Origin of the sequence: Micromonospora sp. LOL_014 (assembly GCF_048060245.1) — a bacterium.
GTDB lineage: Bacteria > Actinomycetota > Actinomycetes > Mycobacteriales > Micromonosporaceae > Micromonospora_E.
In genome coordinates this window covers 1-264 of sequence record NZ_JBHMIP010000126.1, presented here as the reverse complement: position 1 = coordinate 264, position 264 = coordinate 1, and the positions used below count along the sequence as shown (strand labels likewise).

Annotated in this window: 1 protein-coding gene; it reads right to left on the bottom strand. The window is 69.7% G+C overall.

The window, feature by feature from the left end:
* A partial coding sequence (locus ACFHW1_RS28925; protein WP_416616759.1) for a hypothetical protein occupies positions 1 to 251 on the bottom strand: 251 nt, incomplete at its 3' end.
* Positions 252 to 264: the final 13 nt, after the last annotated feature.

Below are 264 nucleotides of genomic sequence, written 5' to 3'. Positions count from 1 at the left end.
GTGCGCAGGGTGCTGATGGTGCCCAGGGTGCGCAGGGTGCGCAGGGTGCTGATGGTGCCCAAGGTGCGCAGGGCGTGCAGGGCGTGCAGGGTGCGCAGGGTTTCCAGGGTGCTGATGGTGCCCAGGGTGCGCAGGGTGCCGATGGTGCCCAGGGTGCTCAAGGTGCGCAGGGCGTGCAGGGCGTGCAGGGTGCGCAGGGTTTCCAGGGTGCGCAGGGTTTCCAGGGTGCGCAGGGTGCTGATGGTGCCCAAGGTGCTCAAGGTG